The organism is Paenibacillus wynnii (genome assembly GCF_030812855.1).
GTDB classification, from domain to species: Bacteria; Bacillota; Bacilli; order Paenibacillales; family Paenibacillaceae; genus Paenibacillus_AQ; species Paenibacillus_AQ wynnii_A.
Map to the genome: position 1 here is coordinate 1 of NZ_JAUSTK010000033.1, position 16,942 is coordinate 16,942.

The following is a 16,942-nucleotide window of genomic DNA, read 5'->3' on the forward strand; positions in this document are numbered from 1 at the left end:
ATCACCCGATTTTAATTGTACAAAGTACATCTAAATGTTTGTGACAATAGCTTTATGCAATGCACCAGAATAGGACGGCAGTAGACGTAAGAATTTTGGAGTTGGAAGAGCGGCAGCGACCGCCACGAGGGGTGTCCCATTAGCCATGAAATGGCTACTTAGGACACCCCTCGTTTTTGGAGTTGGATAGATGGTTGTGCTTATAAGGACGCTCCGCGAACGGATCGTTGCTATAATCGCTGCCCATTATCCTTTAGTGTTGCTAATGGACTTGCACTTGGCTTCATTGCTTATCCTATTGTTAAACTGGCCGCCGGACGAAGAAAAGAAATATCGGCTACGATGTACGTGATCGCCGTCTTCTTCTTGCTTTACTTTATTCTTGGAGCGATATGAAAGATCGCCTATGTAAATACAGGTAAATAACAAGAACAAAAGGTTTTTCTAAAAAGAATATCTATTCTAAGGGTGTCTTGGAGTGTAAACTCCCGGGGCACCTTTTTTGATGATAAACAAAGGTATGTTTCACTCTCTATTTGTAAAATTATGCTATAATGACCTCACAGTTTTTGAGGACAAGCCGCCGGCCCATTTTGGTGATAGGGAGAGGGAGAATCGATGAGCACTACGTTGTTGTATATTGAGGATGATAGAGAGATCGGCAGCGTGGTAACTGCTGATTTAAGCGATCGGAATTACACTGTACGGTGGCTGCGGAGCGGAGAAGAGGCCACAGAGCAGGCAGAGGGCTGCCAGTTAGCGATTCTTGATGTTATGCTGCCCGGCTTGGATGGTTTTACGGTGGGCCAGCGGTTGAAGAAGGCGTATCCCAAGCTGCCCATATTGATGCTTTCTGCCAGAACCTCTATTGATGATAAGCTGCAGGGACTGCAATTTGCAGACGACTATTTAACGAAGCCTTTTCACCCTGAAGAACTGGCAGCACGGATAGAAGTGCTTCTTAGACGCGCAGGATCTTCTGGCTCAGGCGAATTATTATTGAAGCATCTTATTATATATGAAGAAGAAAACCGAATTGTCCATGCCGAGAACGGAGAAGAAATTCGGTTAACGGGCAAGCAATTTCAGATTTTCTTTTATTTATTGCGGCATTTAAATCAGATTATGACGAAGGAACAGATATATGAAGCGGTATGGGGTGAGCTGTATATGGAGGGTGATAAAACCTTGATGGTCCATATCCGGTATCTGCGTGAAAAATTGGAGTTGGATCCCGCTTCACCGCAAATCATTGAGACCATTCGCGGTGTGGGCTATCGGGTAAGGGCATGACAAAAAACAAGAGATTTTACCTGTTCAGACAATCGCTATTATTCCGCTACCTATTAATCATTATGGTGGCGTTACTCTTTCTGCCTATTATTTTCCCGATGAGCTATATCCTCTATAACCTTGTGAATGAATTAGTTGTGGGTAAACCCACATCCACCCTGACAGCGGAGGCAGGGCTCTATAACAACGGTCAAAAGCTGGAGCAAATGTGGCACACGGAAGCACTTCACTTAAAGGATGCCTCACCTGAAGAGGTAAATGAGCGGCTGCGGCAGCTAAGTGAAAGCTATAGCCGTGCTTTGATGTTCTGGGTGAATGGAGTAGGGGAATTAGAACATGTTTTTTCTCCACTTGATACCGCTACAGTAGAGGATGCTATGGATGAAGCTCATATCCCCGCTCAGTGGACTGCAACCGAGTCTATCGCCTTTATGAAGGCAAGCACGGACAGCAATCCGTTTACTGTAGTTGCCTTTGTTGGGGATAAGGCTGAGCTTGGGCAAGGCTTCATGGTGATGCAAATTCCCCGTTCGTTGATTAAGGCCGTGAGTTCTCCGGCCCCTGTTATTATATACGGTACGGTTCTGCTGGTTTTATTTCTTGGCTTCGCAGTTGTGTCCTGGCTGTTTTTTGATAGAATTCGCAGACGGTTACTGCGTTTGCAGACCGCCATGACAAGGGCTGAGAAAGACGGTTTTCCCGGTCTGATCCAGAAGGGTAAGACTGATGAAATTGGCAAGCTTGAGGAAGCCTTCAATACGATGGTAATTGAGCTTAAGGACAGCCGCAGGAGAGAATTAGATGAGGAACAACTGCGCAAGCGTCTGATCTCTGATTTGTCCCATGATTTGCGGACTCCGCTTACGGTTATTCGCAGTCATGTATATAATCTGGGAAAGGAAAAGCTGTCAGAAGAGGGTGCACGATCCCTAATTCTTATGGATGAACGTATTGCCGACCTTAGTGTTCTAATGGACAATCTGCTGTCCTATAACCTGCTGACAAGCGGCAGAATTACATTGAAGCTGGAGAGAAAGGATATACTTCGGCTGTTGAGAGAAAGTGCAGCGGCATGGTATCCGCTTTGGGAGAGGGAAGGATTCTCTGTAGAAATCGAACTGGACGAAGAATCACTCTATTGGCAGGTTGATGAAATCTGGTTTCGACGTGTTCTTGATAATTTATACCAGAATATTATGCGTCATGCACACGGGGGTCTTTATGTGGGATTATCCACGCAAATTCGCAACGGGGTACACGCCATTGTTATCTCCGATCACGGAAGCGGCATGAATAGCGATTCCAACACGAAAGGTGCAGGACTGGGATTATCTATCGTAGATTTGCTCCTTTCCCGAATGAACCTGAAATGGGAAGTCAAAAGTTCGTCAACGGGCACCTCGATTGTGATTTATTCGTCTGCTCTTACGAATATTTAACCAAAACTTAAACTTAACCCTGCCATCCTTTTAACCTCGGAGAGCTAAGCTGTATACCGAGGTGAATACATTGAGTGAAACAATCATTGAAACAAAAGGTTTGTTGAAGAACTACAAAGGCCGGGCGGCTGTGAAGGATTTGAATCTGAACATCCGTAAAGGTGAGATTTACGGTTTCCTTGGACCAAACGGTGCAGGAAAGACTACAACCATACGCCTGCTTCTGGGTCTGATCGCGCCATCTGCCGGAACGATTGAAATATTCGGCAAGGATCTTAGACATGAAAAGATGAATATCCTGCGTAAAGTAGGGTCTTTGGTTGAATCGCCCTCTTATTATGGGCATCTTACGGCGATTCAGAATCTGGAGGCTATTCGGCGGATATTGAATGTTCCCAAGTCTAGAATTTCAGAGGTATTGGATATTGTCTCGTTAACGGGGGAAGAAAAGCGTCCTGTGAAAGGATTCTCACTTGGTATGAAGCAACGTCTTGGCATAGCCTCTGCACTGCTTGGGAATCCGGAGCTGCTTATTCTGGACGAACCGACCAACGGACTTGATCCATCCGGCATTCAGGAAATTCGTGATCTCATTAAGCGGATGCCGCAAGAACATGGGATAACGGTTCTGGTGTCCAGCCACCTGTTAAGTGAGATTGAACTGATGGCAAATACCGTAGGCATCCTTCACCAAGGAAGCATGGTTTATCAGGACAGCATTACCAATCTCCAGCAGCGGGCAGCCGGAGAGATGAGACTGGTGGTCTCCGAACCGGAGATGGCGCTATCCTTCGTGGAGAATCGAGGATATACAGGAGTACTTCAGAATGGAACACTCTGCTTCACCCGGATGAATGACACCACAGTGGCCCAACTGGTTAAAGTCCTGGTAGAGAAAGGGCATGCGATTTACCGTGTGGAAGAACGAAGACAATCGCTGGAGGAATTCTTCCTGCAGGTTGTGGGCGGGGTAAGCCATGATTAGGCGCGTGATGTCGGCGGACTGGCTGAAAATTCATGGCAAGGGTCTTTGGTTTTTGGCAGGTCTGGGGCCGCTCGGGCTAGTAGCGATGCAGGCCTTGAACTTTGGCTTACGCTACGATTATATCAAGCAAGAGTATGCAATGGACTTATGGGGAGCACTCTTGGAAAACATCTCTTTTTTTGTTCCCGTTGCTTTGTACTTAGGCAGTACACTTATCTGTTCGTTAATGGCGAATATTGAACATCAGACTAGCTCATGGAAACAGCTTCTGGCGTTGCCGATATCTCGTGTTACCGTATTCTCGTCCAAGTTACTTCTCTGTCTAATTCTGCTGACCATATCTTGTGTTCTCTTATCAGCAGGGGTAATGATCCTAGGACTTGTCCTGGGCTTTGGCACGGATCATATTCCTTACGGAGAGATCGTACGCATCGGCCTTTGGCCTTATGGTGCAGCCTTACCCATTCTTTCCTTGCAGCTATGGCTGTCGTTGACATTCAGCAATCAGGCAATATCCGTTTCATTTGGACTGATCCTATCGATAGTGTCGCTGTTCTCTATTTATTTACCGGAATGGGTCCCCTTGGTCTGGCCGTATCTGGCTTGGAACAGTCTTCAGCCTATGTTCTACTCCATATTCGGAATTCTACTGGGAATGCTGCTTCTTCTACCCGGAGCACTGCACTTCGCTCGGAAGGATGTGATCTGAGTATGAGGACTTTAGGTAGAGTATTGTCTGCAGAGATTGTGAAAATGTCCAGCCGCTATTTATGGCTTCTTATTCTGGCCAGCCCAGCGTTTGCCGTACTTATAGGGATGTCGCAATCTGAGGAGGGGCCGATTTCATGGGAGTTTATACTGTCTGTGATGGGAGCTATTCATGGAATGCTGTTTTTGCCGATATTGTCCGGCCTGTTCACAGCGCTATTATGCCGCTATGAGCATCATAATGGAGGTTGGAAGCAACTGCTCTCCTTGCCTGTATCCAGAGGATCGGTCTATTTATCCAAGTTTATAGTAGCAGCGGTTCTGCTGGCTGCAGTACAACTACTATTTCTCGTATGTTTCCTGGGAGTAGGTTGGTGGCGTGAAGCCGGAGGGCCTCCTCCTTGGGAGATGGTGCTTCCGCGTATTCTTGGCAGTTGGCTGGCGACATTACCGCTTGCTGCGCTGCAGCTGGCTGTATCTCAAGCGTGGAGCAGCTTCGCAGCTCCTCTAGCCCTCAATGTAACCTTTACAATCCCGAACATGCTGGTGGCAAATTCCACCACATACGGCCCCTACTACCCTTGGGTACAGCCGTTAATAGCAATGTCTCCTTATGGAGCGGATGGGAATTTTGGCGCGCTTAATTTACCGCTTGAAAGTCTGATGATCGTTGTGTTAGGGAGTTTTGTATTGTTTTTCACAGCAGGGTTGCTCTCCTTCCGGCGCAAGGCCGTATAAATCTCTCCGAATGGACTTTGCAGGCAGTTTTCCATATAATTATGTAAAGAATATGGAGCCGGCAGTGCCGGATGATTCATCGGGGGGCGAGGAACGTGGAACCGGCAACAATTGAGGAATGTGACAATACCTGCAACGGATCGGAGCTGGAACTGGAGTCTTTGGAGCTGATCCTGCCGGACCGGGGAACGACCGACAAAATGGCGGAGATGTTCAAGGCACTGGGTGACCCTACAAGAGTGCGGCTTATTTACGCTTTATCCCGAAAAGAACTGTGTGTACATGATTTGTCGACCATTCTTGATATGGGGCAGTCAGCGGTATCCCACCAGCTTCGTTATTTGCGGAACCTGCGGATCGTTAAACGCCGCAAAGAAGGCAAGACCGTCTATTACTCGCTGAATGATGCCCATGTAGAGCAGATTTTTTTGCAGACACATGAACATATCAGTCACGAATAACCACATACAAAGCTAAGGCCGCCTTCGGGCGGTTTTTTTTATTTTAAAATAGGACCCAATCCTACCCGACAGACATTGACACTGCTGAAGGATAGGGAATATAATACAAGTAAGAATAACATATGAATAAGTGCTCATATATACAGTGATAGGGGAGTGGGACTACATGAATACCATTCAACAGAACTTGAAACGCCAATGGATATTGGAAGGTTTGGATTGTGCAAACTGCGCGATGAAAATTGAAGACAAAGTGAAGAACATTGAAGGTGTTTCCGACTGCTCCGTTAACTTTGCAACAAAGACACTGACGATGGAGACTGCCGCAGGTTATGCAGAATCTGCCTTATCAGAAGCGGAGAGAACCGTCACCGCGCTTGAACCACATGTGAAACTGAGAGAGAAGCAGGCTGGAGCTAGCTTGAAACATCAACATGCCCATGTTGATTCGGAGGGGCACAGTCATACTCATGAGCATGAGGAGAATAATACGCGCCGTACAATACTGCGTTTGGCAGGCGGCGGTATTCTAGCGGCAGCAGGAATGCTGCTCCCGGTAGGTGGTTTGACAGAGCTACTGATCTTCCTGCTGGGCTATTTTGTGGTAGGCGGTGAAATTGTATGGCGGGCAGCTAAGAATATCGTCCGGGGTCAGGTGTTTGACGAGAATTTCCTGATGGCACTGGCTACCATTGGTGCCTTCGCCATTGGTGAATATCCTGAAGGTGTTGCGGTTATGCTGTTCTATCAGATTGGTGAATTATTTCAGGGATTAGCTGTTAACCGCTCCCGTAGATCGATCACTGCATTGATGGATATTCGCCCCGAAAGTGCGAACCTTAAGGTGGGAGAGGATACACGGCGTGTCTCACCGGAGGAAGTTTCTATTGGAGACCGGATTGTGGTTAAACCCGGTGAGAAGGTTCCTCTGGACGGCATTATCCTTGAAGGCAGCACCATGATGGATACATCGGCTCTTACGGGAGAATCCGTACCACGTTCCGTTGGGCTTGGCAGCACTGTATTAAGCGGGTTCATTAATCGGAACGGCGTAATTACCGTAGAGGTAACCAAGACGTTCGGCGAATCAGCGGTTTCCAAAATATTAGAATTGGTTGAGAATGCATCCAGCCATAAAGCGAAGACTGAAAACTTCATACGTAAGTTTGCGCGGGGTTATACACCTGTAGTTGTAATTACAGCGCTGTTACTAGCCATTGTTCCTCCGTTGTTGATCAGCGGGGCCACCTTTTCAGACTGGATTTACCGTGCACTGATCTTTCTTGTCATCTCTTGTCCTTGTGCGCTTGTAGTTTCAATTCCACTCGGTTTCTTTGGCGGGATTGGAGCGGCCTCAAAAAGCGGTATCCTAATCAAAGGAAGCAACTATTTAGAGGCGCTGGGCGATGTTAAGGTTGTGGTTTTCGACAAAACAGGAACGTTAACAAAAGGGCAGTTCAAAGTCACCGGAATCTTTCCGGCTGAGGGACGCTCAGCGAACGAGCTGCTTCAAGTGGCTGCTTATGCAGAAAGCCATTCCAGCCATCCTATTGCAGAATCCATTCGGGAAGCCTACAATGCCGTCATCAATAATGAGCTTGTACGCAATTATAATGAAATATCCGGACATGGTATTGAGGTATCCGTGGACGGAAAGACTGTGCTGGCGGGAAATGCAAGATTGATGGAGCGTGAGGGTATTCCTTACCGGGTACCTGCGCAAGCGGGAACCACTGTTCATATTGCTGTCGACAAGCAGTACGCAGGTTCTCTCGTCATTGCGGATGAAGTGAAAGAGGATGCTGCCCGGGCGATTCAAGCCCTTAAGGGGCTGGGTATCACCAAGACGGTGATGCTGACGGGCGATACGGCTTCAGTGGCAGAGACTGTAGCGAAACAGTTAGGGCTGGATGAAGTCTATTCAGAACTATTGCCTCAGCATAAAGTCGAACAGATCGAACGGTTGGAGTCACTTAAAGCACAACGGGAGAAAATTATCTTTGTCGGAGACGGGATCAATGATACACCTGTCCTGGCAAGAGCGGATGTCGGGATCGCAATGGGGGGATTGGGCTCAGACGCAGCCATTGAAGCGGCGGATATCGTGATCATGAACGATGAGCCGTCCAAAATCGCGGTTGCCATCGGTATTGCCAAGCGTACAAGATCCATCGTATGGCAAAATATTATCTTCGCACTGGGAGTCAAGGCCATCTTCCTGCTATTGGGTGCCTTCGGATATGCTACCATGTGGGAGGCAGTCTTCTCAGATGTAGGGGTAACCATATTGGCTGTGCTTAATAGTGTTCGGGCATTGAAGGTAACGGATGTATTTCATTCCTAAATTCATTGAGTCTGTCCCACCATCCATTAGTATGGATGGGGCAGGCTTTTTTAAACTTAAACCAAATTGGAACACGTCATAGATCTCTGCTCAAAATGAATGCGTAAGCTTAACGGACCCAGCGGACGCTATTTACTCCATTTACCTGAATTCCCTATCTATGCGGACTCACTTACTTTTACACTATATTCAGCTCCGGTAGCTCGTTCCGCCCATTATGATGCACTTATACACTATATTCAGCTCCAGTAGCTCGTTTCTGCCAGTTATGATGCACTTTTACACTATATTCAGCTCCAGTAGCTCATTTCCACCAGTTATGAAGCATTTTTACACTATATTCCGCTCAGGTAGCTCGTTTCCGCCATTTATGATGCACTATCTGCATAAATTACTTATAGAGGTGTAACCCTTTTCTTTAAACATAGCCCGTTTCTTCTTGGTGTAAAACAAAGAATGACAATATTTATTACTATATAGTAAAATATTAGGGAATCAGTATATTACTGCGAAAGAGGCGATGAGTCTGGAATTGCAAACGACTACAAGCGTTACACCTCTGAGAAGACCGAACTTCTACAGAAGACGCAACACTGCAGCCTATACTTTTATGGCGTGGACGGCTTTTGTCCTTGCAGCAGGCTTTGAATTCGTTGGAATCTACACCCTTAAAGAGCCCTTGTCTGTTCAAGGATATTACGCCGTAAGTGGTGTGCTGATTATCATTTCCTCATTTATGCTTCAGAAGGTTGTCCGTGATAATGATGAAGACGAGTTCTTGCAGGAGCAGAACATGAACCACCGCAAGCGGAATACCTCAGCGTTTACGTTCCTCTCTTGGTCAGGCTTCGTCATTGCCGTGCTTTTCGAATACATAGGATTATATACATTGGAGGAGCCGCTATATGTAAAAGGCTACTACGCAATAGCTGCTGCCTTCCTGATCGTATCTTGCTTCGTACTGCAAAAGACAATTCGCGATAATGAAGAAGATGACTTTAACCTGGGAGCTAATCCGGCAACCACGGAATAAAAATAAGACCGCACCCTTTAATTAGGGTACGGTCTTATTTTTGGTGCAAGGATATTAACCTCTTTCTTTTAAGTGAAGGCTGTGGATACCCGCCCGAATGATATCACAGGAAGCGCTGAATTTACCAACTTCCTCCGCATTCAGATTAAGCTCCAGCAATTCCTTGACTCCATCGCTGCCAATGATAGCAGGGACGCCGGAGCAGACATCACTTTGCCCATATTCTCCGTCTAGAATTGACGAAACGGCAATGATTTTATGTTCATCGTTTAGGATAGAACGGGTAATATAGGCCAATGCGCTGCCGATTCCGAAATGAGTTGAGCCTTTGCGGGTGAAAATCTCCCATCCGGCATCCTTGGTTTTGCGGGCGATATCCTCGAGATCCAGATGGCTGAACCGCTCGCGGTGCTGCTCGATAATCTGCAGAATCGGTTTGCCTCCAATCGTTACATGCGACCAGGCCACAAACTGGGATTCGCCATGCTCCCCAAGAGCATAGCCGTTAACACTGCGTGGATCAATGGAGAACACATCCGAGAGCAATGTCTTCAGACGCGATGAATCAATAGAGGTTCCTGTACCAATGACCCTGTGACGCGGTAAACCCGATATTTTCCAGACCATATAAGTTACAATATCAACTGGATTAGCGGCAATAACGAAGATACCGTCAAAGCCTCCAGCCATAATTTTGCGCACGATGTCTTCCGTAATGACCGCAGCAGCATCTAATACATCCAACCGTGTCTGTCCATGCTTCGGATTGGCCCCGGCTGTAATAATGATAACATCCATAGCGGAGCAGTCTTTGTAAGTTCCAGCGTATACCTTGGTGCGTGTACCTGTGAAATCCATACAATGGGAGAGATCAAGAGCTTGTGCCATCGCGCGGTCATAGGTGCGGTCAATCATCATGATCTCATCACAGATGGCCTGATTAACCATGGAGTAGGCACAGCTTGAGCCGACCATGCCGGAGCCTACGATTGCAACTTTCCTCGATTTACTTTTCAAATCCAATCCCCCCTCTCTATAAAAATTTGCAATGCCTATGCGGTGTAAGGTATTGCTCAGAGCAAGAACCTACTTCGGTTGCATATGCGTAGTTTTGCTCTTATTTTAACGTATCCTGCCGTAACTTACCTGACATAGGGAACAGGAAATCCGTGTACATTTATTTATAATTGACATTAACTATACGGATGATGGGAACTAACCGAACAGTTATATGTATTATTGTATGCGAAAAAAGTAAAGATGCGCCCAAAAAAACGCCGGAAACAGGGCGGAATGACTCAGCTCCTTGCGATCCGGCGAATGGTATAGAGGTGAAGATTTAGGGGGTAGAAGGCGATTTTTTGGGGGAGACAAGAACATTGTATCGTTTATACATGAAGAGTCTCCAGTGAACGATCATCCCGAAGGCAAGAATGAAAAAAAGTCCGCCTGATTGCGGTACCGAAATATACCGGTTGATAAATTCATGCAGTAGCGTACGGACTAAAAGCAGTCCAAGCAATATAAAGGCAAAGCTCTTGGAGCGTTGTGCGTAAACTTCTCCCTCTCGTTGTTCAAACGTTGTGCTGCGTATTAAAGGATAAGCAAAGATAAACCACCCGATGACAAAGGCGATAACGGCCCACCATAAGGGGAACCTAACCTGAGGAGCGACAAACATGGCAAAGCCGGTAGACATACCGAGCGGTGGTATCCATATTTTTCGGATAGTAACTGGACGTGCACTTGCCTTGAGGCGAATAAATATAACCATCAGAGCCATGAATACGGCACCTAAGGTAGAGCCAATATGAAGATACGAAGGGTTAATATTGCCCATGATTCACGACCTCTCTGTGATTTGAGTCACTTGTGCCTACATTATAACAGAAAAGTCGATGGCAAAACATTGAACTCATCTGCCTCGATTAGGGGGTTAATGTGTTGGGATTGTACAGGAGATCTGCATAAAAAGCAGGGGGCTGTCCCGGCAGCCATTGTTATGGCTTTCGGGACAGCCCCCCTAGTTATTAATTAACTACCTACTTTATTGTAGGCATTAAGAACGGCTTCGTCCACCGACCGAACGGAGGATTAGACTCACGATGAAGATGAGTACAATCGCCCCGATTAATGAAGGAAGGACAAAGAATCCGCCAACCTCTGGTCCCCAACTACCTAGGATCAATCCACCTAACCATGAGCCCAAAATACCGGCAATGATATTACCGATAACTCCTCCCGGAATATCACGACCCATGATCAATCCTGCCAACCAACCAATAATACCGCCAACAATCAGCATCCATAAAAAACTCATTATGCTTCAGCTCCTTTAGTTTATTGTTGTCTTGGATGGTAACTATTAACCTAATGCTGAGCGTTTAAATCAGGTGTAATATTTTGGTGAATTAAGTATTAGTATGTCCTAGAATAAGCGGAGAAATACTCAGATGAATGCAAAACCTAAACATGCTATAGTGGTGAAATATAACTATGTACCTGTACAATTTCATTCACTCTAACTTAAAGGAGTCGCTGTCATGGAACGCTCTGATCAAGTTTTATTCTATGTTGGAACTTACAGCTCAGAAGAAAAGGAATCCCTATTCTTATGCGCCTTGAATCTTGATGGAGGTGAAATGAGGATTCTTGCCGGGACCAAAGGTATAGAGAATCCTTCTTATTTAGCACTGAACGAGGCAGGAACTATTCTGTATGCTGTTAGTGAAAAAGATGCGGGAGAAATTCATGCCTATTCTGTGGATCACGACACTAAAGCCCTCATCTCTCTTGGGGGTCGATCAACCGGTGGAGGGTCTCCTTGTTATGTGTCAATCAGTCAGAAAGAGGATTACGTATTCGTCTCTAATTACTCTGGGGGTAACGTGAATGTATTTCCTGTAAATAGTGACGGCTCGCTTCAGAAGATGTCTTCCCAGGTACGGCATACAGGCCAAGGCATTCGTGAGGATCGTCAGGACGCTCCTCATCCGCACTCGATCATTCCGGACAGCAGCGGGGAGCGAGTGATGGTATGTGATCTGGGTTTGGATCAAATTATTTTCTACAGTATGGAAGGCGGTCTGCTGACCACTCATCGCGAAGTGAACTTGCCACCGGGATCAGGACCGCGCCATCTGGCGTTACATCCTTCCGGAAAGTGGGTATATGTAGTCAATGAGTTAAATAATACGGTAACGGTATTTACGAATGATGATACATTTGGGAATCTGAACATTCTACAGCATATTCCAACGCTTCCGGAGCATTATATAGCGGGAAGTGATGATACGGCAGCTGATATTCATATCTCATCCTGCGGGAGATTCCTTTATGCCTCCAACAGGGGTCATGATAGCATTGTGTTGTTCACTATTGACGATTCAAGCGGTCTGCTGACAGCTTCCGATTGGCAAACCTCAGGTGGACGGGATCCGCGTAACTTCGCGATCTTTAATAATATTATGTTGGTTGCCAATCAGAACAGCAGTACTATTACGTCTTATACGATAGATGCTGATAACGGGCGACTTATTCCTACGGGAAATGAACTGGGAGTTTCGGCTCCGGTTTGCATTAAATTTCTCTAATTAAATCGACTTATATAGACTGAACTTTTGATTTACAGGTGAATTTAAAGCCAATCAATGATTTCCAACGGATTCGCATGGATGCATCTAATAAATGTAGTAACGTTAATCCGAATGTGATGAGAACTTCTGTGAAACATGTATGAACAACAACCAGGTGCTTCATTAGTTCAGTCTAAATTTAGAAGGAATTTTTCCTACTATATAGACTGAACTTTTGATTTACAGGTGAATTCAAAGCCCATCATTAACTTCCAACAGGTTCGTATTGATGCTTCTCATAAACGTAGTAACGTTAATTCGGATACAAGGCGCTTGCTACCGCTCCTATGGTTTTCATATTACCTTTCATTCCTTCTCACTCTTTGAATTTTTTTTCTTCAGCTTATTCAGCTTATTTAGAAGGAATTTTTCCTACTAATTTAAGGATTCAAACCCTTTGGTTTTATTTAGAGGGAATCTTCCCCTCTAATATCAGGTTTTAGTACAATATAGATAATTTTGTTGAATTTATAGGGATTTTTCCCCTCTATATGTTGATTAAACGGTTTTATTTATGATTTACAGGGAAGCTTTCCCTCTAAACTTTATTTATGACAGGTACAGAGTCCTCGTAGCAAACTGGTTCTAAAACAAACTTGTAATTATCAGTTACTAGAGAACAAACAAATCTGTGAGTGGTTCTCACCGCTTGGTCCTATATGAACTCCTAAACATCTTCGTAAGGCCTCTCACGGTTGGAAACTCAAAGCCTAACATACTCCATAGTTACTACTACATTCCCAATTCCCAAGGAGTAAATCTTTTAGTACAATTTATATAATTTAAGGATTGAACCACTTATCGAGTTATTTTGAGGGAATATTTCCCTCTAAATTCAGGTTTTAGCCTCAAAAAGCATCAAAGTGGATAAATTCCTAGCATTTAGAGGGGATATTTCCCTCTAAATGTTGATTATAAGGTTTTATTTATGATTTACAGGTAAATTTTCCCTCTAAACTTTATTTCCCACGGTTGTCCTACATGAACACCTAATTATTTTCGTATGGCTGCTCTCGGCTCGAAGTCTAAACATTCGCCGTTGTTATTACACACTCCCAAAGAGAAATCTTAAGTACAATCTATGTATATAGACTGAACTAAATAACAACCTCGGGTTGGTAGTAACGAAAGGGGATTTTGGAACTGGAAGAGCGTCAGCGACCGCCCGAAAGCTTTCCGTAGGAAAGCTCGCATCGTAAGCGTAAGCATAAGCTGTCTCTGGATTTCATCCGCGGACAGCGGTACAAATCAAAGAAATCGGGAGACAATAGCGGCTGGAAGTCTAAACATTCACTGTAGTAACTACCACACTCCCAACAAGTAAGTCTTTGGTACAATTTATATAGTATTTTATACAACAAAAGAGTCCGCACCTTATCATGTATTAGACCAAGGATCGGACTCTTTTCAGAGAAATAAAGTTATATATTAGGGATGAAGATCGCTAACCATTTTTACTTCACACCTCTGTGCTGCGGACTGTATAGCCGCTATTTAAGTCTCAAGGGGTTATGCGAAACATGAAGCGGACTCAGGAGACGTTATTCCATCAAAAACATCCTCGTTTGGGAAGAAAACTGCTCAATAGTGTCCCTGGAGTCCGTTTAACTCCTCAATCTTCCGGTTTTGCTCAAATAAGGTCTTCTCTGTCCGTTTACTGACGGGCTTCTATCTTTAGGTCCAGCATGAGCCAAATAGTTATTGGTATAACGTGTCTTCGTCATAGAAGCCTATATCATCCAGCATAATTTTATCCCCGGGGCCTTGGAGGTAAAAGGTGATCTCCGTAATATTCTTCGGCTCGAAGGAGGGAAACTCCTGTGCAAATCTACTGAACGGAAGCTCATACGTTTGAAAAACGGCCTCAGATGGATCGCCGTATTTATGATCACTTATTCGATCTTCCAACCAGGGAGTCAACGTGAACAGGGTTCGTGGAAGCGGTAAAACTTCCCTAACCTCTGCAAGTGCCAGACGCGCTGTGTTATGGTTGCTGTCCCTTAACTCCACCTCTATAACAGGCGGACTTACGGAGTGGCTTGTATCCCCGGAAGTGAAATTATTAAGGTTAGACATAGAGAAGGTTAAGCCCATTGCACCGGATAATGCAGCATCCTTTACAGCACTTGATTGAAGTTGAATACTGTAAGCGGCCTTGGCATCCTTCAGGGCAGTCCGCTCCAGGACAAGTCCATAGGTGGCTTTGCTCTTGGATTCACGGTCTTTAGCCAAATCCTCCGTCCATCGCAGGCCTTCAGCAGTAGCAGTTCCGCTTCGTCCGGCTGTAGTCTTATTGCGGTCCTCATCAAAGGATACAATCTGCCTGTAACCCCCGCTTTGGAATCGGTTGTAATAGGAGGTCTCCGGCAGCCACTCCAGTCCACTGCGGTAGTCGCGGAACAACCCGAGATAATCTTTATTTCCATGAAGTGTAGTTTCCAGAAATGCAGATACATAAACCTTGGCGATTTGCCTTTGTTCGTTCGGGTCCATGATGCCGCTTCGGCTAAGAAATAACCCTGCCGGGAGTGATTGATCACGCAGTCCCCAATCGCTGTTGAATTGGCTATGGTTGGCATCAGCGATGTACAAGGAACTCTTAAAAGCGGTTGAACCCCGGGAGTAGGACGAGCGAATATACTGCCGATCTCCATAGAAATCATGTACATCTCCGTCACGGGCACCCTGCAGTGTTAAATAGTTAACATCGTTTAGCCGGGCTTGTTGGCTGTCTATTGATTTGTCGGTAGGCGCTAAGGCAATGACCGAAGTAATATGAAACTGCTTGGTTACAGCCAATGCTGAATCTCCCTTGAACCAACGTCCGGCGTCTGCAGCCATAGCGACGGCCTGCCCGCCACGGCTATGCCCCAGCAGTGCCGTTTGCCCGTAATCAACTTTATGGTAGAAGGGATTGTCCGGCTTCTCCGAATAGTCTCGAATTTGCTCCAGATGCTTCAATATCATCCAAGCCCTAACTTCGAAATCTTTGTCGGGTATGCCTGACCAAGCGGAGTAATTCAAAAAGTTCTCATCCAGAGAGACCGCGATGAAGCCGCGGCTTGCCAGCTGTTCCCCCAGGTAGGCATATCCCCCATCTGAAAAGTCCTCCATCATATGATTGCCATGCACCATGAGCAGGATGGGAAAAGGACCTTCTCCATCGGGCATCCAGACGCGCCCGTTGAGTGGAAGAGAGCTGTAATCAAATCCCCAGAACAGAGAACGCAGCTGCGGCCAATCTTTAATATAAGCAGAAGCGTCTACGGCAGAGGACAATAAGTCTGCCTTTGCTCCATATTCTTCACGGTGTGTGTCTTTACCGCTTGCATACGTAAAGCTGTGATAGGCAAAGGATCCCGGAAGACCGGGATTTAAGGCTGCCAACGGAACAACACTGTTATTAAAGGTTGGGCTGCCGCTAACAGGGATCTCCTCAAGACCACCATTTGCCAAAGCAAGAGGAGACAGGGTCAGCATAGCTGTTAACAGAAGACCCATAAGCATACGTCTGCTTCGCAGCAGGCCTATAGCCAGCCCTAAGATTGCCCCCAGCAAGGAGACCAGAACAGCTACCGCAGCTGCTGCTTCTATTTCAAGATCACTGTAATAAAGGATAATAAGAATGATGCCTATATCCGTAAGTAAACTTCCTAAGAATAAACGCGGAGCTCGTAGTCCTGTCAATGACAGCAGTACAGCCAGTAGATTTCCTGCAAACGCGAGCACAATGGTTCCAGCTCCGGCTGCCAGCGTAATGTCAGCCGGGATCCCAAATCCCGTAGGCACACCCAGCATGGTAACCGCAAAGACTAAAAAACAAGCGATCCATAGACCGGCAAAAGCTGTTCGCCATAGCACGGTATCGTATCGGTAGGTTTCCCTGATCCGTCTACCCATTTCCCCAAATATGCGCCGATGCAGCCGCGGCCTCGCCGGCGCAGGGACATATTCTATCTCCATACCCATGATTGATGTTCTCCCCCGACTTTTGCGGTGATTATTCAACTTCCCATAAGATGTAGCAATAATATTACTTTACAGCATAGATGACAAGTGGGTCTTACAGGAACATCACCCACCGTTCAGGTATGGGCAAAACGGAAGACTAATATAGAGAAAAAAAGGTTTGACAGGACAAAGGGGAATCCGTATTATTAGCTTTATAACCTACTAAGCAGGTAGGAATAATTAAATTTGATAGTTCTTACCGTACGAACGGAGGAACGCCCGTTATAAGGCTCGCAGACACGGTTGTAAATGAACCGGTTTGACCTGCTCACAATGGGCTTCCTCCGTTCTTTTT

13 protein-coding genes and 1 pseudogene are annotated in these 16,942 nt (G+C 45.8%); 10 read left to right on the plus strand and 4 right to left on the minus strand.

The genetic code is table 11. From position 1 onward, the window contains the following. The first annotated feature begins 618 nt into the window (after positions 1–618). From J2T20_RS22160 to J2T20_RS22200, 9 genes and pseudogenes are all read left to right on the plus strand, one after another. Positions 619–1,293 (plus strand): response regulator transcription factor, encoded by a 675-nt coding sequence (locus J2T20_RS22160; RefSeq protein ID WP_307591645.1) that lies wholly within the window; start codon positions 619–621, stop codon positions 1,291–1,293. Further along, positions 1,290–2,732: a sensor histidine kinase gene (locus J2T20_RS22165; protein ID WP_307591647.1), complete on the plus strand. Its 1,443-nt coding sequence runs from the start codon at positions 1,290–1,292 to the stop codon at positions 2,730–2,732. Before J2T20_RS22160 ends, J2T20_RS22165 begins: the two co-directional genes overlap by 4 nt. A gap of 70 nt (positions 2,733–2,802) precedes the next feature. Next, complete coding sequence (locus J2T20_RS22170; protein WP_307591649.1) at positions 2,803–3,717, plus strand: ABC transporter ATP-binding protein; 915 nt, start codon at positions 2,803–2,805, stop codon at positions 3,715–3,717. After that, complete coding sequence (locus J2T20_RS22175) at positions 3,710–4,426, plus strand: ABC transporter permease (protein WP_307591650.1); 717 nt, start codon at positions 3,710–3,712, stop codon at positions 4,424–4,426. Before J2T20_RS22170 ends, J2T20_RS22175 begins: the two co-directional genes overlap by 8 nt. Before the next feature lie 2 nt (positions 4,427–4,428). Continuing rightward, positions 4,429–5,163 carry an ABC transporter permease gene (locus tag J2T20_RS22180; protein WP_307591652.1) on the plus strand — a complete coding sequence of 245 codons (735 nt, stop codon included), beginning with the start codon at positions 4,429–4,431 and terminating at the stop codon, positions 5,161–5,163. Positions 5,164–5,234: 71 nt separating this feature from the next. Then, complete coding sequence (locus tag J2T20_RS22185) at positions 5,235–5,624, plus strand: ArsR/SmtB family transcription factor (protein ID WP_307591654.1); 390 nt, start codon at positions 5,235–5,237, stop codon at positions 5,622–5,624. A 166-nt stretch (positions 5,625–5,790) separates the two neighbouring features. Continuing rightward, positions 5,791–7,968, plus strand: coding sequence for a heavy metal translocating P-type ATPase (locus J2T20_RS22190; protein ID WP_307591656.1), 2,178 nt, complete (start codon positions 5,791–5,793; stop codon positions 7,966–7,968). 610 nt (positions 7,969–8,578) lie between these two features. Then, a pseudogene (locus J2T20_RS25855) lies at positions 8,579–8,716 on the plus strand (YiaA/YiaB family inner membrane protein); the annotation flags it as partial. A 45-nt stretch (positions 8,717–8,761) separates the two neighbouring features. Then, the gene (locus J2T20_RS22200) at positions 8,762–9,001 is read left to right on the plus strand and encodes a YiaA/YiaB family inner membrane protein (RefSeq protein WP_307591725.1); all 240 of its coding nucleotides are present in this window, start codon (positions 8,762–8,764) and stop codon (positions 8,999–9,001) included. A gap of 54 nt (positions 9,002–9,055) precedes the next feature. Here the strand turns inward: J2T20_RS22200 and J2T20_RS22205 are convergent, their stop codons facing one another. The 3 genes from J2T20_RS22205 to J2T20_RS22215 form a co-directional block, all read right to left on the minus strand. Next, positions 9,056–10,018, minus strand: coding sequence for an L-lactate dehydrogenase (locus tag J2T20_RS22205; protein WP_307591658.1), 963 nt, complete (start codon positions 10,016–10,018; stop codon positions 9,056–9,058). A gap of 322 nt (positions 10,019–10,340) precedes the next feature. Then, the gene (locus J2T20_RS22210; RefSeq protein ID WP_307591660.1) at positions 10,341–10,841 is read right to left on the minus strand and encodes a CcdC family protein; all 501 of its coding nucleotides are present in this window, start codon (positions 10,839–10,841) and stop codon (positions 10,341–10,343) included. Positions 10,842–11,060: 219 nt separating this feature from the next. Next, positions 11,061–11,321 (minus strand): GlsB/YeaQ/YmgE family stress response membrane protein, encoded by a 261-nt coding sequence (locus tag J2T20_RS22215; RefSeq protein WP_036650754.1) that lies wholly within the window; start codon positions 11,319–11,321, stop codon positions 11,061–11,063. A gap of 223 nt (positions 11,322–11,544) precedes the next feature. On the opposite strand from J2T20_RS22215, the gene J2T20_RS22220 reads away from it, so the two are divergent. Continuing rightward, positions 11,545–12,594 carry a lactonase family protein gene (locus J2T20_RS22220; RefSeq protein WP_307591662.1) on the plus strand — a complete coding sequence of 350 codons (1,050 nt, stop codon included), beginning with the start codon at positions 11,545–11,547 and terminating at the stop codon, positions 12,592–12,594. A 1,740-nt stretch (positions 12,595–14,334) separates the two neighbouring features. On the opposite strand, the gene J2T20_RS22225 is transcribed toward J2T20_RS22220, so the two are convergent. After that, positions 14,335–16,605, minus strand: coding sequence for an alpha/beta hydrolase family protein (locus J2T20_RS22225; protein ID WP_307591664.1), 2,271 nt, complete (start codon positions 16,603–16,605; stop codon positions 14,335–14,337). Between the last annotated feature and the right edge of the window lie 337 nt (positions 16,606–16,942).

Coding starts and splice junctions, on each gene's coding strand:
- J2T20_RS22160 (WP_307591645.1), top strand. CDS start 619: ATGAGCACTACGTTGTTGTATATTGAGGATGATAGAGAGATCGGCAGC.
- J2T20_RS22165 (WP_307591647.1), top strand. CDS start 1,290: ATGACAAAAAACAAGAGATTTTACCTGTTCAGACAATCGCTATTATTC.
- J2T20_RS22175 (WP_307591650.1), top strand. CDS start 3,710: ATGATTAGGCGCGTGATGTCGGCGGACTGGCTGAAAATTCATGGCAAG.
- J2T20_RS22180 (WP_307591652.1), top strand. CDS start 4,429: ATGAGGACTTTAGGTAGAGTATTGTCTGCAGAGATTGTGAAAATGTCC.
- J2T20_RS22185 (WP_307591654.1), top strand. CDS start 5,235: ATGATTCATCGGGGGGCGAGGAACGTGGAACCGGCAACAATTGAGGAA.
- J2T20_RS22190 (WP_307591656.1), top strand. CDS start 5,791: ATGAATACCATTCAACAGAACTTGAAACGCCAATGGATATTGGAAGGT.
- J2T20_RS22200 (WP_307591725.1), top strand. CDS start 8,762: ATGAACCACCGCAAGCGGAATACCTCAGCGTTTACGTTCCTCTCTTGG.
- J2T20_RS22210 (WP_307591660.1), bottom strand. CDS start 10,841: ATGGGCAATATTAACCCTTCGTATCTTCATATTGGCTCTACCTTAGGT.
- J2T20_RS22215 (WP_036650754.1), bottom strand. CDS start 11,321: ATGAGTTTTTTATGGATGCTGATTGTTGGCGGTATTATTGGTTGGTTG.
- J2T20_RS22220 (WP_307591662.1), top strand. CDS start 11,545: ATGGAACGCTCTGATCAAGTTTTATTCTATGTTGGAACTTACAGCTCA.
- J2T20_RS22225 (WP_307591664.1), bottom strand. CDS start 16,605: ATGGGTATGGAGATAGAATATGTCCCTGCGCCGGCGAGGCCGCGGCTG.